The organism is Fulvimarina manganoxydans, from assembly GCF_900176465.1.
GTDB lineage: Bacteria > Pseudomonadota > Alphaproteobacteria > Rhizobiales > Rhizobiaceae > Fulvimarina > Fulvimarina manganoxydans.
Map to the genome: position 1 here is coordinate 428644 of NZ_FWXR01000001.1, position 18890 is coordinate 447533.

The following is an 18890-nucleotide window of genomic DNA, read 5'->3' on the forward strand; positions in this document are numbered from 1 at the left end:
AGTCCTATGAATAAGGCGGGCCATCGCTCCGCAACCGGCTTTGACATGAGGTCGAAGCCGCCAGCACCGGTCTCACCGGCGCGGGAAGCTGAAAGCGGATCTGACTTCCGCGACCTGAAACGGCATGAGCCTCGCCGCGAAGCGACAGCCTTCGCGCCACCATATGCCCATGGGGTCCAGCTGCCGGGCATGGGCGACAAGAAACCATTCGAAACCATCGAGGCCGAGCGCAGAGGGTGCCCTTTCGGAGCACATCTTTCGCACGGAAGGAGACAGCCATGCGGGCACTTGCGATCGCGGCGACGGGTATGAACGCCCAGGAGACCAATGTCGAGGTCATCGCCAACAACATCGCCAATGTGAACACGACGGGCTACAAGCGCGCCCGGGCCGAGTTCACCGATCTCCTCTATCAGGTGGAGCGCGCGCAAGGGGTCGCGGCTCAGGGCGCCGAGGGTGTGGTGCCGGAGGGCGCGCAGCTCGGGCTTGGCGTCCGGCTCGCCGCCATCCGCAACGTCCATCTCCAGGGCTCGTTGCGCGAAACCGGCAACAAGCTCGACCTCGCCATCAACGGGCAGGGCTGGTTCCAGATCCAGGGGCCAGGCGGCGATACGCTCTACTCGCGCGACGGCGCGTTCAACACCAATGCGCAAGGCCAGCTCGTCACGCTCGACGGCTTCCTGGTCGAGCCGAACATCACCATGCCGGCCAACACGACCGAAGTGGTCGTCAATTCCAGCGGCGAGGTCTTCGCTCGGGTCGAGAACGAGCTTCAGACGGTCGGCAATCTCTCGCTCGTCACCTTCGCCAACGATGCGGGCCTTCATGCCGAGGGCGGCAACCTCTTCCGCGAGACGGTCGCCTCCGGCGCGCCAGTTGCCGGCATTCCGGGCGATCCGGGCTATGGCGTCATTCATCAGGGCTATCTCGAAGACTCCAACGTCGATCCGATCAAGGAAATCTCCGAACTGATCTCGGCCCAGCGCGCCTATGAAATGAATTCGAAGGTGATCTCGGCCGCCGACGAGATGGCGAGCGTCGTCTCCAAGGGCATTCGCTGATCATGGCCCGCTTCAAGCGCTTCCTGTTTCTCGCCGCCGCCTCCTGTCTTTCGACGGCGGCTTTGGCCGCCGAAGTCGATCTGCCGGTTCCGAGCGCCGTGGTCTATGCCGGCAAGGACGTGCTCTCGGCGGGCCTCGGCACGCGCAGCTTCATCGTCAAGGACGAGAAGCTCTCCCTTTTCGTCTCCGATCCGAGCGAATTGCGGGGCAAGGTCGCGCGCCGGCGCCTGGTGCCGGGACAGGCGATCCGCCTCAGCGATCTGACCACCGCCGATTCGGTCAAGGCCGGAATGCCGGTGATGCTCGTCTATCAGGCCGCCGGGCTGACGATCACCGGCCTCGGCACCGCGCTTCAGTCGGGCGCGGAAGGCGAGGTCGTTCAGGTCCGCAATATCGACAGTGGTATCACCGTGTCCGGCGTCGTCGACTCCGACGGCTCGGTCCAGGTGCAAGGATGAGGCCTATCGTGCCCCGCCGTTTTCTCGCAAGTCTCTTCGGCGCCATTCTGGCGCTTGCGCCGGTCGCCGAAGCGGCGGACTATGTCGCTTATCCCGGCCCGAGCGCGACACCTTATGTGCGCGGCAATCCGGAAGATGCGCTCGGCTCCGTTCGCATCAAGGACATCACCTCTGTGCGGGGCGTGCGCGGCAACCAGCTGGTCGGCTATGGTCTCGTCATCGGCCTTCAGGGCACGGGCGATTCCATGCGCAACTCGCCCTATACCGAGCAGTCGCTGCAATCGATGCTCGATCGTATGGGCGTCAATATTCGGGAACAGGCATCGGGCAGCAAGAATGTCGCGGCCGTGACGGTCACGGCCGAATTGCCGGCCTTCATCGGCACTGGTTCACGCATCGACGTCACGGTCTCCTCGCTCGGCGATGCCAAGTCGCTGCTCGGCGGCACGCTGATCATGACGCCGCTCTATGGCGCCGATGGCGAGATCTATGCCGTCGCGCAGGGGCCCATCGCGGTCACCGGCTTTGCCACGGAAGGGGCGAGCGAGACGCTCTCCCAGGGTGTGCCGACCACCGGCCGCATTCCGAACGGTGCGTTCGTCGAGCGCGAGGTGCCGGGTTCGTTCAATGACGACGGCCAGCTTTCGATGGAGCTCTCCAATCCCGACTTCAAGACCATGATCCGCATGGTCGATCTCATCAACGCCTATGCCAGCGAACGCTGGGGCACGCCCGTCGCCCGCGAAGAGGACTATCGGACCGTCCAACTGGAGCGGCCCGGCAATATTTCGCCCGTGCGCTTCCTCGCCGAGATCGGCGATCTGAGGATCGATCCGGATCAGACCGCCAAGGTCGTGATCGACGAGCGGACCGGGACGATCGTGATCGGCCAGAACGTCCAGATCTCCACGGTTGCCTTGACCCACGGCAATCTGACGGTTCGCGTGTCCGAACTGCCGCAGGTTTCTCAGCCCAATCCCTTGGCGAACGGCCAGACCGTGGTGACCTCGGAGACGATCGTCAATGCCGATCAGCAAGGTGGCAACTTCGCCTTCGTCGGCGGCACCGATCTCGACACCGTGGTGCAGGGCCTCAACCGCATCGGCCTCAAGCCTTCGGGGGTCATCGCGATCCTTCAGGCGATCAAGACCGCCGGTGCCCTTCAAGCTGAATTGGTGGTGCAATGATTGCTCTCGACCGCTTCGCCCGAACTCAGGCTCTGACGGCGCTGGCCTTGGCTCTATCCCTGTCTTGTGCTGGCACGACCTTCGCGTCCGAGGCGACCAAGCACTCCAAGAGCCCGCCGGAGCTCCCACCGCAAGAGCTGCGCATCGTCGACGAAACCACCGGGGCACCGGTTGAGGCCAAGCCGACGAGCGAGGTCGAGAACTATTGTCTCAACATCGCCGACAAAGCGCAGGACGCCCGTTACGCCATCCAGGAAAAGCAGCTTCGCGAACTGGAAGGCGAGATCACCTCGCGCATCGACGAGTTGGAGACGCGACGGGCCGAGTATCAGAAATGGATGGAAGAGCGGAAAGCCTTCCTGGAATCGGCCTCCACCGTCGTCGTCGACATCTATTCGAAGATGAAGTCCGATGCCGCCGCGCCGCAGCTTGCCAAGCTCGGCACCGAGAATGCCGCGATGATCCTCGTGCGCCTCAAGCCACGTCAGGCGAGCGACATTCTTTCGGAAATGGAGCCGGCGGTCGCCGCGGAAGTCGCCAAGCTCATCGTCGAAAAGACGTCTTCGGATACCAAGAGCGACGAAGCCGCGGGCGACAAGGTCGCGGAGAACCAGCACTGATGCGCCTTACCCTTCGCCCCCTCGCTGCCTGCGCCGTCCTTGCTCTTCTCTCGGCCTGTTCGACGGCGCCGGAGAATGCGATGAAGGAGCCGGCACTGTCTCCGGTGGGCTCCGGCCTCTATCAATATCCGAGCCTCGTTCAGCCGGCTGCCTTCCCGAGAGGCGGGCCGCGTGGCAAGCATTCGCTCTGGTCCGACGACCGGGCCGACTTCTATCACGACCCGCGCGCCCTGTCGGTCGGCGACATCGTGACGGTCCGGATCAACATCAAGGACGAGGCCTCCTTACGCAACGCGACGGATCGGACCCGTGAATCGAAGGTCGGTGCCGGCCTGAGCCTGGCCGGTGCCCTCGGCGAATGGGTCCTACCGGATGTCGGCGTCGATCTGGAAGCCGACGGCAAATCCGATGCCAAGGGGGCAGGGCGCATCTCGCGCTCGGAAGACATCAAGCTCTCGGTCGCGGCGGTCGTCACCCAGGAACTGCCGAACGGCAATCTGATGATCTCCGGCCAGCAGGAAATGCGGGTCAATTTCGAGGTGCGCGTCCTGTCGATCGCCGGCATCATCCGTCCACGCGACATCTTGGCCGACAACACGATCGACTATGACAAGATCGCGGAAGCGCGCATCTCCTATGGCGGCCGTGGCCGGGTAACCGACGTCCAGCAGCCACAATGGGGCCAGCAGGTCTACGACGTCGTCGCACCGTTCTGACGCCTGTTTCAGCCAATAAAACAAGGCCGGGTACCGCTTGGACGGCGTCCGGCCTTTTGCCGTGGTGCCTAGCTGGCCGGGGAGAGCACGACCCGCTTGTTGTCTGGCGGATCGAAAAGGCGTTGACGAACGATAGGGAAAGGCATAGCGTCCGCCACCATGACCAACACGACCATCATCGTACTTGTAGGGATGCGCACACGCGAAGCGGTTTGAACCGCTCGGCGAATGCCACGTGTGCGCGAATGACCAAGGGCCCGAGTGGCCCTTTTTTCATGCGCCGACGCCGGGACGAAACATGGATGGCCCGGTGCTGGAGGAGATCGGGCAGGACATGGACATCATGACGACGGACACTTTCGAAATAAGCGAACCCCGGGAAATGACTGGGGCCGAAATGGTCGTCCAGGCGCTGAAGGACAACGGCGTCACGGACATCTTCGGCTATCCGGGCGGCGCGGTGCTTCCCATCTATGACGAGATCTTCCAGCAGGAGGCGGTTCGCCACATTCTCGTGCGCCACGAGCAGGGCGCCGGCCATGCGGCCGAAGGCTATGCCCGCTCCACCGGCAAGCCCGGCGTCATGCTGGTCACCTCTGGCCCTGGCGCGACCAATGCGGTCACCGCGCTGCAGGATGCGCTGATGGATTCGATCCCGCTGGTCTGCATCACCGGCCAGGTTCCGACGACGCTGATCGGCTCGGACGCGTTCCAGGAATGCGACACGGTCGGCATCACGCGCCCCTGCACCAAGCACAACTGGCTGGTGAAGGACGTCAATCAGCTGGCCCGCGTCCTGCACGAGGCGTTTCACGTCGCAACGACCGGCCGTCCCGGCCCGGTCGTCGTCGATATTCCGAAAGACGTTCAGTTCGCGACCGGCTTCTACGCGCCGCCGCCGCCCGATCAGGTTCATGAGAGCTATCGGCCGAAACTCTCGGCCGACGAGGCCAGCATCAAGGCGGCGGTCGAATTGCTCGCCTCGGCCAAGCGCCCGATGATCTATTCGGGTGGCGGCGTGATCAATTCCGGGCCCGAAGCGACGCGCCTCTTGCGCGAGCTCGTCGATCTGACCCGCTTTCCGATCACCTCGACCCTGATGGGGCTCGGCGCCTATCCGGCTTCCGGCAAGTCCTGGATGGGTATGCTCGGCATGCACGGCACCTATGAGGCCAATCTCGCCATGCATGGCTGCGACGTCATGCTGTGCGTCGGCGCGCGCTTCGACGACCGCATCACGGGCCGGCTGGACGCCTTCTCGCCCCATTCGCGCAAGATCCACATCGATATCGACCCCTCTTCGATCAACAAGAATGTCCGCGTCGATCTGCCGATCATCGGCGATGTGGGCCATGTGTTGGCCGATCTGGTCAAAGCTTGGAAACAGAGCGGCGCCAAAACCGACGAAAAGGCGCTCGCGGGCTGGTGGACCGAGATCGAGAAGTGGAAGGCGCGCAACTGCCTTGCCTATCGGCCGAACAACGACGTCATCATGCCGCAATATGCGGTTCAGCGGCTTTACGAGGCGACGAAGGATCGGGAGACCTATGTGTCGACCGAGGTCGGCCAACATCAGATGTGGGCAGCCCAGTTCTACGGCTTCGAGGCACCGAACCGGTGGCTCACCTCCGGCGGTCTCGGCACCATGGGCTATGGTCTGCCGGCTTCTATCGGAGCTGCGATCGCGCATCCGGACGCGCTCTCGATCTGTATCGCGGGCGATGCCTCGGTGCTGATGAATATGCAGGAGATGTCAACGGCGGTTCAGCATTCGGCGAACGTCAAGATCTTCATCCTGAACAACCAGTATATGGGCATGGTGCGCCAGTGGCAGCAGTTGCTGCACGGCAATCGCCTGTCGCACTCCTATACGGAAGCGCTGCCGGACTTCGTGAAGCTCGCCGAGGCTTATGGAGCCGTCGGTCTGCGTTGCGAAAAGCCGGGTGATCTGGACGATGCGATCGACGAGATGCTGAAGGTCGACGCCCCGGTCCTCTTCGACTGCCGCGTCGCCAATCTCGCCAACTGCTTCCCGATGATTCCCTCGGGCAAGGCGCATAACGAGATCCTCCTGCCGGAGGAGGCGACCGACGAAGCCGTCGCCAATGCGATCGACGCCAAGGGCAAGGCGCTGGTCTAAGTCGGGCTTGGTGAGACGAGAATACGCCGAGCGGTCAAGGCCGCTCGGCGTGGGCTCCTAGCAAGTCTCCGGAACGTGCTCTACGATTTTCTGCCCAGAACCTGCGACAAACCAAATCGATAATCATATGAAGTGTTGGCCTGTCCTGGTCGCACGACGGCTTCTTCAAGCGGCATCTATCGAATGCTCGGCACTCGAAGGTCTGGCGCTGACTTTCATTGAGATCGTCATGCTCGGGCTCCGTCCCGAGCATCCAGTGCGCCGATGAAGCCGCTCTTGTTTCAGACGTTTCTGGGTTCTCGGCATGATGGCCGACAATGACGATGCGTCGAAGTGTTCTGCTTCAAGATCAACTCGCCGTCTGTGACCGAGCGTAGTCTGCTGTCTGGCCGGCGAGCGAATGTCTGCCGAGGGGCTACCCACACCACCTACCAATGGCTTTGCCGGTGTTCTGAACGAGCCGAGGCACACACCTTCGAGAGCAGGCGACGGCGAAGAGCAACGACGCATCGCCGCCAGCCGCGTCGCTTTTCCAAATGCCCGCGTCCCTTTTATCCTTTCCGTGTCGGCAGCCTTTTCTCTATCCTTTAGCGGTGTCGAGCTGTCGGCTCGAGGGCAAGGGGAGCCCTCCAAGGCGGCATGGGGTCCGTCTGTGATGGGGCGTCGAGGGAGCAGACAGCCGATGTTCAACGTCTTGTCCGGTATTTGGGCGCTTCTGATCGGTATCGTCCTGATCATGCTGGGCAACGGCATGCATTTCACCCTCATCGGTCTGCGCGGTGGCATCGAGGGCTTTTCCGCGACCGAACTCGCCATCATCACCTCGGGCTATTTCGTGGGTTTCCTGTCCGGCGCGCGGTTCACGCCCTCGTTGATCCGCCGGGTCGGCCATGTGCGTGTTTTCGCCGCGCTTGGCAGCTTCATGTCGGCGGGGTTGATCAGCTTCCCGCTCCTGACCGAGCCCTGGGCCTGGACCGTGCTGCGCCTTCTCATCGGCTTTTGCATGTCCGGTGTCTATGTAACTGCCGAAAGCTGGCTGAACGATGCCTCGACCAATGAGACACGGGGCAAGGTACTGTCCGCCTATATGATCTCGCAGACGGTCGGGATTATCGGCGCGCAGGGCCTGCTCAATCTCGGCGATCCGGCGACCTCGGTTCTCTTCATCGGCGCCTCGATCCTTGTTTCGATCTCCTTTGCGCCCATTCTTCTGACCGTGTCGCGGGCGCCGACGACCGATGTGACGCGCCCGATGCCGCTCCGAGCCCTGTTCTCCGGTTCGCCGCTCGGGACGATCGGCATTTTCCTGCTCGGCAGCGTCTATGCGACCCAATCGGGCATGGGTGCCGTCTTCGGCTCGCTGATCGGTATGACGGCGGCTGAGATTTCGCTATTCATCGCCATGCTCTTTGCCGGCGCCCTGGTGCTGCAATATCCGATCGGCTGGATATCGGACCGGGTCGATCGTCGGCTCGTGATCTTCGCGGTCTCCGTGATCGGCGCCATATCCTGCCTGTTCGGCTGGATTGCCGGGGGCGGGATCGTGGCGCTTCTGATCGCGGCCTTTCTCGCCGGCGGCATGACGACGCCGCTTTACGCGCTGTTTCTCGCACATACCAATGACTTCCTGTCGGCCGAGGACATGCCGGCCGCATCCGGCGGTCTCGTCTTCACTTTCGGCCTCGGCGCGATCATCGGCCCGCTGGTCACCGGCTGGGCGATGCAGGGTGCCGGTCCCTTCACCTTCTGGCTGGTCCTGAGCCTCAGCTTCGCGGCGATCGCGCTTTATGCGCTCTATCGCATGACCCAGCGTTCCGCTCTGCCGGCCAGCCAGACCGACAGCTATATCGGTGTCGTGCCCACGACCTCTCCGGTCGCCGTCGAGGCCGCGAGTGCCTGGGCGGTGGAGCAGGCGGAAGCGCAGACGCAGGACGAGGTGAAGCCCAACGACGGCGAGGACGAGGCCGAGACCGGCACCCGCCAGCAAAGCCCGGCCTAATGTCGCGGCCGGCTGATCGATCCTCGCCTCTTCAGCCGCTAGCCTCTATCAGCATCGTCTCCAGGCGGTCGAGAACGTTCGTTGCGTGGTCGACCCGGTTGGCTTCCTCGCTTCCCGGCGCTGGGAAGATAAGGCGCTGTTTCGACCAGCGGATCGACGCCGTGTCGTCTTTGTCCTGATCATCGAGTTTCAACGCTTCCAGCTTTTGAACGCTCTCAGGCGTCAGGCTGAGCGCTGTCGCTTTGGGGCCGAAATCGAGCTTCGTCACGCCCAATTCAGCGCATCGCAGCCGCAATTCGGCGAGTTCGAAGCTTGTTTCGAGCGTTTTCGGCATGGATCCGAAACGATCCTCGATCTCGGCCTTGAGCTCTTCCAAAGTCGCCATGCCGTCGACGCGCTCCAGAAGCAGCGCGAGCTCGATGCGCATATCCGGCTCTGGCACGTAATCGACGGGGATCGAGGCTGAAAGCCCCAGCGAGACCACCGGGCGGAGCTCGATCTTACCGGGCCCGCCTTCGGCAACGCCGATCGCCTGTTCCAGCATCTTGCGATAAAGGCCGATGCCGATCGTCTGGACATGGCCGGCCTGTTCGTCGCCGAGGAGTTCGCCTGTCCCGCGCAGGTCGAGATCGCGGGCGGCGATGTCGAAGCCGGCGCCGAGCGTGTTGAATTCGACGAGCGCCTTCAGGCGCTTCTCGGCGTCTTCGCCGATCTCCTCCGTTGCGTCCGTTGTCAACAGGACATGGCCGCGCCTGACGCCGCGCCCGACACGGCCGCGCAGCTGATGCAGCTCGGCAAGGCCGAAGCGATCGGCCCGGCAGACGACCATGGTGTTGGCATTGGCGACATCGAGCCCACTTTCGACGATGGTCGTTGCGAGAAGGATGTCATAGTCACCTTCGGAGAAGGCGAGCATCGCATCCTCGACCTCGTCGGCCTTCATCTTCCCATGCAGCGTGACGACACGCTGATCGGGCACGAGCTCCGCGATCTTGTGTTCCATGGGTTCGAGGTCGTCGATGCGCGGGCAGACGACGAAGCTCTGGCCCTGGCGGGCATGTTCCTCTGCCAGCGCCTTGCGCACCTTTTCATCGTCGAAGGGGCCGGTCTCGGTTCGCACAGGGCTTCGGCGGATGGGCGGGGTCGCGATGATCGACAGATCGTTCAGCCCGACAAAGCCGGCCTGGAGGGTGCGCGGGATCGGGGTCGCGGTCATGGCGAGACAGTGAAGTCCCTCGGCCAGCGCCCTCATTTGCGCCTTTGCCTCGCTGCCGAAGCGCTGTTCTTCGTCGATGACGACAAGTGCCAGATCGTTGAATTCGAGGCTTTCGGAGAGGACGGCATGGGTGCCGATAACGATTTTCGCCTTGCCCGTCTTCAACGCCTCTTTCGCGGCTTCGGCCTCCTTCTTCTCGACCAGTCGGGACAGGCGGACGACGTCGACATTCTGCGGCGCGAAGCGTTCGGCGAAGCTGCGATAATGCTGCTGCGCAAGCACCGTCGTCGGTGCGATGACAGCGACCTGCCTGCCGGAAAACACTGCGGCCGCAGCCGCGCGCAGCGCCACTTCCGTCTTGCCATAGCCGACATCGCCGCAGATCAGCCGGTCCATCGGCCGCCCGGCGGCAAGATCGGCCAGGACATCGATGACCGCGTTATTCTGATCCGGTGTCAGCTCATAGGGAAAACGCGCGCAAAAGCGCTCGAAAGAGACCCGATCGGGCTTGATGGCCGGAGCCTTCGCATTGGCCTTCTCCTTCAAGCGCTTGACCATCGCGTCGGCTGTCGACGCGATTTGCTTGAAGACGTCGTCGCGCCGTTTTTCCCAGCTTTGTCCCTTCAACGTGTCGAGGGCGACGTCGCTGGACGGGCCACCATAACGCCAGACCGCGCCGATATCGTTCATCGGCACGAGCAAGGTCTCGTTCTTTCGGAACTTGAGAACCAGAGCCTCGCCGGCTTCTTCGCTCCCCGTTCCGCTTGGATCGATCGGGGCAACACCTTCGAGAATGGCGACGCCATGCTCGATATGGACGACCTTGTCGCCAATGAAGAAGGTGTCGATCTCGGCGCTGAATGGGACGTCCGATACCTTGGCCGACGCGGCGGCCTTCTGGCCTTCCAAATCCTGCAGACTGACGACGACGATGTCGCTCTCCGGGGCAATGAAGCCTTCGTCGATCGCTGCCTCGAATAGGAGAAGGGCTCCAGGCTTTGCCTTGGAGATCTCCGCCCAGCTTTCGATCGTTTCGAATTCGGCGCCGAGCGTTTTGGACGCCCGCCTTGCTGTCGATTTGAGATTGCGGCCGGCTCGTCCCGCAAGCACGAGCCGATAACCCTCGTTGAGCCAAGCCTTGGCGGCTTTCGAGAAGGCCTTGAAAGGTTGACGCTCCATGGCGAAGATCGGCACGGAGAGATCGGCCTCGACATCGCCGACAAGCGCATTCAGGCGATCGCGCAAGGCCTGGTCCCAGGCCGCTCGGTCCAGATGGTCGGATCGGATCGCATGGGCCTTGGCGCCTTCGCCATCGATTGCGGACAGGGCCGCAAAGACTTCCTCGGCGCGAAGATCTGCTCCTTCTTCGAGAATGATCTCGGCGTCTGGCAGTCCATCGAAAAGGCTCTCGCAGGCGTCGTAATGGCGACATAAGAATTGCGGCGCACCGACTGCTTCATCATCGGCCCTCTGCGCTTCTTGGCTCCGATCGTCGTCGTCGGATGCTCCGTCGCATCGCCCGATAATCTCGCTCGCTGCATCGACGATAAGCCGATCGGTCTCGGCAACCGATCGCTGGCTGATCGGATCATAGGAGCGGATCGCGGTGACGGCACCGTCTTCATGCTCGATTCGGCAGGGGCGCGGCGCTGCCGCCGGGAAGATCTCGACGACTTTTCCCCGGAAAGCGGCTTCGCCCGCCTCGTCCACCCGCTCGTCAAGCCAATAGCCGAGAGCTGAGAGCCTCGATTTGAGTGTTTCGAGTTCGATGGTCTCGCCGACGGCAATCTCGAGATGCATCGCCTTCGTGACCGAGCGAGGCGGTACCTTTCGGATCAGCGCTGCCGGCGTCGTAATGACGACCGAGGGCCTGTTGTCCGGATCGCGAAGCCATCGCAGCATCGCCATCCGATTGCCGGCAATCGCCGCCGTGACGGGCAGCCCGTCGCCCGGAAAGCCGTCGGGGGCCATGAATTCGCAGACCGAGCCCGGTTTCGACAGAAGGCTCGCCAATCGGAAGATGTCCTGCCGCCGCCGTCCGGTTTCAGCAATATAGATCAAGGGTTTCGTCTCATCCGCCACACGCTTTGCGATCATCGCGGCAATCGTCCCTATGGGGTGACGCGGATAGACGGGTTTCGACCAGGTCTTGGAGGCTTTGTTCGTCGGCGAGTGATGCAAGCGTCGATCTCCGATGGCTGACCATGGCGAACGGTCAGGCCACCGAAACGATCCAGCCTTCGGGACGATTCCTTTTGATCAGTGGGTCCATAAGGCCGGGCCATAACGGCGTCGGCCGACCGCGCTTTGAATTCAGATGGTCGGACCTCCGCTTAGGGAACCCGTTTGCCCTTGAAAAAACGTCTCAGAATTTCGGCGCAATCGGTTTCGGCGAGGCCCGAATAGACCTCTGGCGCATGATGGCATGTGCTTTGCGAGAAGAAGCGTGGGCCTGTCTCGACGGCGCCGCCCTTTTCGTCGCTCGCGCCGAAATAGAGGCGGCGGATGCGCGCGAAGGAGATGGCTGCCGCGCACATGGCGCAGGGCTCCAGCGTCACATAGAGATCGCACCCGGATAGGCGTTCCGAGCCTAGCGCGGCGCAGGCTCGGCGAATGGCGAGAATTTCCGCATGGGCGGTCGGGTCGTTCAGGGCCCGCGTTTCGTTTCCGGCCCGCGCGACGATCGTGCCCTCTCGGACGATGATCGCGCCGACGGGTGTCTCGTCGCGCCCTGCTGCTGCGCGGGCCTCGTCGAGGGCCGCCTCCATGAAACTTCTCTTGCGCTCGCTCATGATGGCCAGGCTTTGCTTTGCCGGCCTGTCCGGGCATCGTTCATTGCGGGCTCCGACGGGTTTTCTCGTTTTCATGACGATGATTCGGTGATAGAGGCATGGCCAGAACGGCGCCAGAGTGCGCCGACCGATCCCCGACATTGAAGACCGGCCGCCGAACGCGATGCGACGGCGACAGGGGCGGCAAGATCGCTCCAGATTAGGCATGACATGAGTGACGATCAGGACGGCCGCTCGACACGCGGCAACAACGCATCCGGCGGGCGCGGTCCCGGCCGAGGTTCAAGGCCCAGTGGCGAAGGGCGCTTCGGTGCTGGCGGTCGCGGCAACCGGCCGGGCGGCGACGCTCGCACGGGTCGCCCTGGCGGCAAGCCCTCCTTTCGCCCGCGTGGCGAAGGCGGCGAGCGAGCCGAGGGGGAAGGGGCCGGCGGCGGTGAGGGTCGCAAATCCGGGCCTCGTTCGGGCGCTTCCAAGCCCTTTACGCCCAAGAGCCGGGGAATGATGTCCCATGGCGCCCCCCGCACAAGGGATGGGGAGCGCGGCGAGGGCGGCGCGCGCAAACCCAGAAGCTTCGGCAAGCGCGACCATCCAGCCGCCGGCGAGGGCGAGACCCGTCGCGCTCCACGCGAATTAAGCGAAACCGGGGAGGGCCGGCCGCACCGGCGCGAGGGGCGTGCCTTTGGCGGAAAGCCGCGCCGGGACGGCGAGGGACCGCGCGATGGCGGGTTTCGGCGCCGGGAGGACGGGGATCGGCCGCGCGGCGAGCGCTCCGAGCGTCCCGCGTTCCGCAAGGAGGGCGAGGGATTTCGGCCTCGGCGGGACGACGCCCGCCCACAGCGCTCCGACGATCGCAGGCCGCGCGAGGACGCGCGCCGGCCTCGTGAGGAGGCCGCCCCGACCGATACGATGCGCATTGCCCGGCGCCTCGCGCGCGCCGGCATCGCCTCGCGCCGCGATGCCGAGGGCATGATCGCCGACGGTCGGGTGAAGGTGAACGGCAAGCTGATCGACAGCCCGGCCCTCGATGTGAAGGCCAGCGACCGTATCGAGATCGACGGAACGCCCTTGCCGGCCTCCGAGCGCACCCGGCTCTGGCTGTTCCACAAGCCGGCCGGAACGGTGACGACCAACAAGGATCCGGAAGGCCGCCCAACGGTCTTCGATCGCCTGCCCGACGACATGCCGCGCGTTCTGACCGTCGGCCGTCTCGACATCAACACCGAAGGCCTGCTTCTCCTGACCAATGACGGCGGGCTTTCCCGTGTCCTGGAGCTTCCCTCCACGGGTTGGCTGCGGCGCTACCGCGTGCGCGCCCATGGCGAAATCAATCAGGCGCGTCTCGACGAATTGGCGCAAGGCATCGCCATCGATGGCGTCTTCTACGGGGCGATCGAGGCCGTGTTGGATCGGGAACAGGGCCACAATGTCTGGCTGACTCTCGGCCTTCGCGAGGGCAAGAACCGAGAGGTCAAGAAGGTGCTCGGCCATCTCGGCCTGGAAGTGAACCGCCTGATCCGCCTGTCCTTTGGCCCGTTCCAGCTCGGCGATCTGGCCGAGGGCGCGGTGCGCGAGGTTAAGGGCCGCACCCTGCGCGACCAGCTCGGCGATCGGCTGATTGAGGAAGCCGGAGCCGATTTCGACGGTCCGATCACCAAGCCCTTCTCCAACAAGGCCGTCGAGACCGAAGGGACCCGTGGGTCTCGCCGCACGAGCGATTGGGTTTCGGCCGGCGGCGCCGCGGCGCCGAACCGCAAGAAGTTCGGCGAGAAGAAGCGTGAAAGCGCTTTGGAGCGCCTCGACACGCGCCCGCGCCGGAACGAGCGTCCGGGCGGCGGCAAGGGTGGTCCGGGCGCAAAGCCTGGCTTCAAGCCGCGCGGCGATCGAAGTGAACGCGGCGACGAGGCATCGGGCGAGCGCGCAGCGAAGCGTCCCGGCATCGGCGCGGCCGGTCGGCGCAACACCAATGTCTGGATCGCGCCGGGCGCACGGCCGGAGGGAAAGAAGCGGATCGAGGCCAAGCAGCGCTCCGCCGAATCCGCTGCCGGCGAGGATCGTCCAAAGCGGGGCCCGGCGCGGCCCGCGCCGGTCTCCGGCCGCAACACGCCGGGACGGGGCGGACCGGGCGGCAAACCGGGACCTCGCGGCGACCGTCCGCGCGGCCCGCGCAAGGACTGACCGGCCATGCGGATCGTCGGCGGTGAATTTCGCGGGCGAAAGCTCGCGACGCCTGAAGGTCACACGATCCGTCCGACGACGGATCGCACCCGGGAAACCGTCTTCAACATGCTCAGCCATCGGACCGGGTTCCGGCTCGATGGCGCAAGGGTGCTGGACCTCTTTGCCGGCACGGGCGCCCTCGGCTGCGAGGCTTTGTCGCGCGGCGCGCGCTTCTGCGTCTTCATTGAGGAGAGCGTCGAGGGTCGGGGGCTGATCCGACAGAACGTCGAGGCCTTCGGCCTGACCGGGCGCTCTAAGATTTATCGGCGCGATGCGACACGCCTCGGCGGCGTCGGGACCTTCGAACCCTTCGATCTGCTTCTGGCTGATCCCCCTTATGGCAAAGGCCTTGGCGAGAAGGCCCTCGTCTCCGCCCGCGATGGCGGTTGGCTGAAGCCGGACGGCCTCGCTGTCATCGAAGAGGCTGGCAATGTCGCCTTCGAGACGCCCGATGGGTTTTCGCTGGAGGACGAGAGGTCGATCGGCGAGAGCGTCGTTCGGTTTTTTGTCTTAAGCTGATTTGCGGCTTGATTGGAAAAGTGAAAAGCACTAACTATGGATTGTTGCATCGTTATAGATGCGCAAATTCCGAGGCCCGCGCTGTGCGCGGGTCTTCGTGTTTTCCGGGGGCATGGTCGGAGCTCACGTGAACTTCGTCGTTTATCTTGACGAATTTGGGCACATTGGGCCCTTCATTTCCCGCGCTCACTCGCATTACAATGAAAGCCCAGTCTTTGGGTTAGCCGGCCTCGTCTTGCCGGTAGAGCAAGTGCGCCATTTCGGAACATGGTTTTTCCAGCGTAAGCAGGAGTTGCTAGCCTGGGAAATCGAGCGGGCTCAAAAACATCCCGCGCTCTGGGAAAAGAAGGGCTCATCTCTCTATACTCTCAATAACGTCGAAAAATATTCAGAATTGCGCAAATTCACCAACCGCTTTATGAATAAGATCGAAAATGTTGGAGGTTACGTCTTTTATGTGGGTGTAGAGAAGACAAGCTCTCCAGAACAGCATGACGCGAATGCGCTTTATGTCTCGATTTTACGTGAAGCGATCAAGCGATTGGATCAATTTTGTGAAGACGACATTGGCGGAGATACCGGCTTCTTGCTGGTATTGGATGAACACGATCAGCGCGAGCGACTTGTGAGCGCTGCAGCGCAGGCGATGTATCAAGCCGGAGAGCCGAGACGTCACCTTATCGAGCCTCCCTTCCAGGTCGAGAGCCATCGATATCAGACAGTCCAGGCGGCTGACTGGATCGCCGGGCTGACGGGACGAATAGCTGCGATTTGGGCAAAACCGGACGAATATGCAGATTGGCTGCCCATCAGACGTTACTTCGAGGCGCGTTTGAACCGAGCGGCGCTTAGAAGTGGAGTCAGAACCGGTGGGCACGCACGGTTCGAAGACGGCCAGACCGATCTCATCGTACAGATCGCTGAGGAAATTGGGCGAACAGATCGACAGCGGTAAATTTCACTTTAGGGGTGTCGTGTTGATCGCATCTTCCTAACGAAACCGTAATTGGCGTGCATGCCCTGCCTCCGCCATATGGTGGTGCACAGCTTTTCGTAAGACGAGGCAGGGATTTCATCGTTGATCCAACAGTTTGTACGCAGCGCCAAAGCGACGAGCGTCCTGGCGGCACTCGTCGTCACGGCTCCGTGTTTTGCCGCCAGCCCATCCGAACAGGCACCGATTAGCGTCGGCGATGCCGCCATCCCCGATGAGCATGTGACGAGTTTCACGCTGGATAACGGACTCCAGGTCGTCGTGCTGCCGGATCGCCGGGCGCCTGTCGTTACCCAGATGATCTATTACAAGGTTGGCGGCGCGGACGAGGCGCCGGGTGAGAGCGGCGTTGCCCATTTTCTCGAACATCTCATGTTCAAGGGCACGAAGACCCATCCGGAAGGCGAGTTCTCGCAGAAGGTCGCCGAGATCGGCGGTCAGGAAAACGCCTTCACCACGGACGATTATACGGGCTATTATCAACAGGTTCCGTCCGACGCGCTGGAAATGGTGATGAGCTACGAGGCGGACCGAATGTCCAATCTCGTCCTCACCGACGAGGTGGTTCTGCCTGAGCGGGACGTTATCCAGGAAGAACGGCGCATGCGCGTCGGCAACGAGCCGGGTGCGAAGCTTTCGGAAATCGTCCAGGGCACGCTGTTTCTCAACAGTCCCTATGGGACGCCCGTCATCGGCTGGCCGGAGGAGATCGCGAGCCTGACGCGCGAGGACGCAATCCGCTTCTACGACAAATATTATACGCCTTCCAATGCCGTCCTTCTGATCGCGGGCGACGTTTCGGTCGACGAGGTGCGGGCGCTGGCGGAAAAGACTTATGGCCAGATTGCCGAGCGCGCCGAGGTCGGTCCGAGACTGCGCCCGCAGGAGCCTGAGCCGATCGCCGAGCGCAGCGTGACCTTGCGCGACGAACGCGTCACCCAGCCCTCCTTCCAGACCAATTATCTCGTCCCATCCGCCACGAGCGGGGAGCCCGGCGAAGCCGAGGCGCTCGACATTCTGGCCGACATCCTCGGCGGCGGAACGACGAGCCGGCTCTATCGCGATCTGATCATCGACAAGGGCATCGCGGCCAGTGCTGGCGCCTATTATTCCGGGGCCGCGCTCGATGATACGCGTCTTGTTCTCTATGGCAGCCCGCGCGGCGATGCCTCGCTCGACGAGGTCGAGGCCGCCGTCGAGGCCGAAGTTGCGCGCCTAGTGAAGGACGGCATCACGAAAGAGGAGCTCGAGCGCTCTAAGAACCGGGTGCGCAAGGGCGTCATCTATCTTCGCGACAGCCAGACCGCGATGGCTCGGCGCTTCGCGACGGCGCTGGCCACGGGCCGGACGATCGAAGACGTGGAAAAATGGCCCGAGCGCATCGAGGCCGTGACCATCGAAGACGTCAACCGCGCCGCTCGCACCTATCTGAAGCCTGAACGCTCGGTGACCGGCTACCTTCTGCCGGCGGACGAAAGCAGAGCGGCCGCCGACGGCGCAAATCTGGCCGATCCGGCTCAGAGGAGCGAGGCCGGAGGGGATCGCGATGGAGTGCCATCGCAGACCAAACCATCCGTCGCGGCATCGAACGATGTTCGCGCGGACGGTGAAGGAACGAGCGGAGGCCTTTGATATGCGGACGATTATGACGAGCGCCACCCGGCGCATGCCGAAGCTGGCCGCGGTCTTTTCCCTGGCCCTTGTCTCGCTCTGGCCGCTCTCGGCCGAAGCGGTCGATATCCAGGAGGTCACGAGCCCCGGCGGCATCAAGGCGCTTCTGGTGGAAGACCATACCAATCCGCTGATCGCCATGGATTTCGCGTTTCAGGGCGCCGGATCAACGCAGGATCCGGAAGGGAAGGCGGGCCTTGCCAATCTCCTTTCGGGGCTTCTGGATGAAGGCGCGGGCGACATCGAGAGCGAAGCCTTCCAGACCCGCCTCGACGATCTCGGCGTCTCGCTCGGCTTCGATGCGAGCCGCGACGACTTCACCGGCAGCATCACGGCGATCACCGACTTTTCTGACGAAGCCTTCGACCTTCTTCATCTGGCGCTGACCGATCCGCGCTTCGACGAGGAACCGGTCTCGCGGATCAAGGGCCAGATCGCGACGCGCATCATTTCGCAGGAGAACGATCCCGGGACGCTGGCCGGCGAGGCCTTCCGCAAAAGTCTTTTCGCCGATCACCCCTATGGCCGGGACAGTGATGGAACGCTGGAGACCCTGCGGTCGATCGCGCCCGGCGATCTTCAGGACTTTCGTGCTCGGGCATTTGCCAGGAACAATCTCGTCGTCGGCGTCGTCGGCGATATCGATCCCGAACGCCTCGGAAAGGTGCTCGACAACGTGTTCGGCGATCTGCCGGAGACGACCGGGCTGACGCCGGTGGCAGACGTGCAGCCAACTTATGGCGACCGCGTTTCCGTCGATCTCGCGATCCCCCAGACCACCATCCAGTTCGCCCTGCCGGGGGTCGAGCGCGACGACAAGGATTTCTTCGCCGCCTATCTGATGAACCACATTCTCGGCGGCGGCAGCTTTTCTTCTCGGCTTTATGAGGAGATCCGCGAAAAGCGGGGCCTCGCCTATGGGGTGAGTTCGTATCTCGCCTCCTACGACCATGCCGCCATCCTGGGCATTTCCACCGCGACGCGAGCCGACGCGGCCGAGGAGAGCATTGCTATCATCCGCAACGAGATCGAGCGTATGGCGACGGAAGGTCCGACGGCGGACGAACTCGCCAAGGCCAAGGCCTATGTGAAAGGCTCTTATGCCGTTCGCAATCTCGACTCTTCGGGCGCGATCGCTAAAACTCTCGTCGGCATCCAGCTCGACGATCTCGGCACCGATTACATCGATCGGCGTCAGGATCTGATCGACGCGGTCACGTTGGACGAGGTGAAGGCGATGGCGAAGAAACTTCTGACGGTCGAGCCGACCGTCATCACCGTCGGTCCGGCGGGAGCCTGA

14 protein-coding genes are annotated in these 18890 nt (G+C 63.3%); 12 read left to right on the forward strand and 2 right to left on the reverse strand.

Annotated elements, in window-relative coordinates:
• Positions 1-278 precede the first annotated feature (278 nt).
• The 7 genes from flgG (at position 279) to B9A15_RS01965 (ending at position 8181) form a co-directional block, all read left to right on the forward strand.
• The gene (gene flgG / locus B9A15_RS01935; RefSeq protein ID WP_084408264.1) at positions 279-1061 is read left to right on the forward strand and encodes a flagellar basal-body rod protein FlgG; all 783 of its coding nucleotides are present in this window, start codon (positions 279-281) and stop codon (positions 1059-1061) included.
• 2 nt (positions 1062-1063) lie between these two features.
• A complete protein-coding gene (flgA, locus tag B9A15_RS01940; protein ID WP_084408265.1) occupies positions 1064-1519 on the forward strand; it encodes a flagellar basal body P-ring formation chaperone FlgA in 456 nt (151 codons plus the stop codon).
• Positions 1520-1527: 8 nt separating this feature from the next.
• Entirely contained in the window at positions 1528-2706 is a 1179-nt protein-coding gene (gene flgI / locus B9A15_RS01945; RefSeq protein ID WP_244556755.1) for a flagellar basal body P-ring protein FlgI, read from the forward strand.
• On the forward strand, positions 2703-3326 hold the full coding sequence (locus tag B9A15_RS01950; RefSeq protein ID WP_084408267.1) for a MotE family protein: 624 nt from the start codon (positions 2703-2705) through the stop codon (positions 3324-3326). The genes flgI and B9A15_RS01950 overlap by 4 nt, the downstream gene beginning before the upstream one ends.
• Positions 3326-4042, forward strand: a complete 717-nt coding sequence (gene flgH, locus B9A15_RS01955; RefSeq protein WP_084408268.1) for a flagellar basal body L-ring protein FlgH — start codon at positions 3326-3328, stop codon at positions 4040-4042. The genes B9A15_RS01950 and flgH overlap by 1 nt, the downstream gene beginning before the upstream one ends.
• 334 nt (positions 4043-4376) lie before the next feature.
• On the forward strand, positions 4377-6182 hold the full coding sequence (locus B9A15_RS01960) for an acetolactate synthase 3 large subunit (protein ID WP_244556764.1): 1806 nt from the start codon (positions 4377-4379) through the stop codon (positions 6180-6182).
• Between the two features lie 682 nt (positions 6183-6864).
• Positions 6865-8181 carry an MFS transporter gene (locus B9A15_RS01965; protein WP_084408269.1) on the forward strand — a complete coding sequence of 439 codons (1317 nt, stop codon included), beginning with the start codon at positions 6865-6867 and terminating at the stop codon, positions 8179-8181.
• A 31-nt stretch (positions 8182-8212) separates the two neighbouring features.
• On the opposite strand, the gene B9A15_RS01970 is transcribed toward B9A15_RS01965, so the two are convergent.
• Positions 8213-11494 (reverse strand): DEAD/DEAH box helicase, encoded by a 3282-nt coding sequence (locus B9A15_RS01970; protein ID WP_139798150.1) that lies wholly within the window; start codon positions 11492-11494, stop codon positions 8213-8215.
• Between the two features lie 236 nt (positions 11495-11730).
• Entirely contained in the window at positions 11731-12189 is a 459-nt protein-coding gene (locus B9A15_RS01975) for a nucleoside deaminase (RefSeq protein WP_084408449.1), read from the reverse strand.
• A 210-nt stretch (positions 12190-12399) separates the two neighbouring features.
• On the opposite strand from B9A15_RS01975, the gene B9A15_RS01980 reads away from it, so the two are divergent.
• The 5 genes from B9A15_RS01980 (at position 12400) to B9A15_RS02000 (ending at position 18890) form a co-directional block, all read left to right on the forward strand.
• Entirely contained in the window at positions 12400-14364 is a 1965-nt protein-coding gene (locus B9A15_RS01980; RefSeq protein WP_084408271.1) for a pseudouridine synthase, read from the forward strand.
• Positions 14365-14370: 6 nt separating this feature from the next.
• On the forward strand, positions 14371-14925 hold the full coding sequence (gene rsmD / locus B9A15_RS01985; protein WP_084408272.1) for a 16S rRNA (guanine(966)-N(2))-methyltransferase RsmD: 555 nt from the start codon (positions 14371-14373) through the stop codon (positions 14923-14925).
• A gap of 127 nt (positions 14926-15052) precedes the next feature.
• Entirely contained in the window at positions 15053-15880 is an 828-nt protein-coding gene (locus tag B9A15_RS01990; protein ID WP_210190463.1) for a DUF3800 domain-containing protein, read from the forward strand.
• A 123-nt stretch (positions 15881-16003) separates the two neighbouring features.
• Positions 16004-17551 (forward strand): M16 family metallopeptidase, encoded by a 1548-nt coding sequence (locus B9A15_RS01995; protein WP_342170095.1) that lies wholly within the window; start codon positions 16004-16006, stop codon positions 17549-17551.
• A gap of 1 nt (position 17552) precedes the next feature.
• On the forward strand, positions 17553-18890 hold the full coding sequence (locus B9A15_RS02000) for a M16 family metallopeptidase (protein WP_084408452.1): 1338 nt from the start codon (positions 17553-17555) through the stop codon (positions 18888-18890).

Excerpts from the sequence above, each read along its gene's own strand:
- B9A15_RS01970 (WP_139798150.1), bottom strand. The coding sequence starts at position 11,494 with ATGATCGCAAAGCGTGTGGCGGATGAGACGAAACCCTTGATCTATATT.
- rsmD (WP_084408272.1), top strand. The coding sequence starts at position 14,371 with ATGCGGATCGTCGGCGGTGAATTTCGCGGGCGAAAGCTCGCGACGCCT.
- B9A15_RS02000 (WP_084408452.1), top strand. The coding sequence starts at position 17,553 with ATGCGGACGATTATGACGAGCGCCACCCGGCGCATGCCGAAGCTGGCC.
- B9A15_RS01975 (WP_084408449.1), bottom strand. The coding sequence starts at position 12,189 with ATGAGCGAGCGCAAGAGAAGTTTCATGGAGGCGGCCCTCGACGAGGCC.
- flgH (WP_084408268.1), top strand. The coding sequence starts at position 3,326 with ATGCGCCTTACCCTTCGCCCCCTCGCTGCCTGCGCCGTCCTTGCTCTT.
- B9A15_RS01980 (WP_084408271.1), top strand. The coding sequence starts at position 12,400 with ATGAGTGACGATCAGGACGGCCGCTCGACACGCGGCAACAACGCATCC.
- B9A15_RS01960 (WP_244556764.1), top strand. The coding sequence starts at position 4,377 with ATGGACATCATGACGACGGACACTTTCGAAATAAGCGAACCCCGGGAA.
- B9A15_RS01950 (WP_084408267.1), top strand. The coding sequence starts at position 2,703 with ATGATTGCTCTCGACCGCTTCGCCCGAACTCAGGCTCTGACGGCGCTG.
- flgA (WP_084408265.1), top strand. The coding sequence starts at position 1,064 with ATGGCCCGCTTCAAGCGCTTCCTGTTTCTCGCCGCCGCCTCCTGTCTT.
- flgG (WP_084408264.1), top strand. The coding sequence starts at position 279 with ATGCGGGCACTTGCGATCGCGGCGACGGGTATGAACGCCCAGGAGACC.
- B9A15_RS01965 (WP_084408269.1), top strand. The coding sequence starts at position 6,865 with ATGTTCAACGTCTTGTCCGGTATTTGGGCGCTTCTGATCGGTATCGTC.